The following is a 325-nucleotide window of genomic DNA, read 5'->3' on the forward strand; positions in this document are numbered from 1 at the left end:
TTGAAGACATTACCGAGCGCAAGCAGTTTGAAACCGAGCGATCGCAACTCCTGAATCAGGAACACTCAGCCCGTCAAGAGGCGGAAGCTGCCAACCGAGCGAAAGATGAATTTTTATCCAACCTCTCGCATGAACTCCGCAACCCACTAAATACTATGCTGGGCTGGGCGCAAATTCTCCGCAACCGCAAGCTTGATGAGGCAGCCGTCACTCGTGCGTTAGAAGTGATCGAGCGGAGTGCCAGGACACAATCTCAACTGATTGAGGACATGCTGGATATTTCACGGATTACCAGCGGCAAACTGCACCTCAACACGCGGCTGTT

At 52.3% G+C, this 325-nt stretch carries 1 protein-coding gene; it reads left to right on the top strand.

Annotated elements, in window-relative coordinates; genetic code table 11:
• A partial coding sequence (locus FLQ44_RS25555; protein WP_276607845.1) for a sensor histidine kinase occupies window positions 1–325 on the top strand: 325 nt, incomplete at both ends.

The sequence above is a fragment of the Vogesella mureinivorans genome, from assembly GCF_007644035.1.
GTDB classification, from domain to species: domain Bacteria; phylum Pseudomonadota; class Gammaproteobacteria; order Burkholderiales; family Chromobacteriaceae; genus Vogesella; species Vogesella mureinivorans.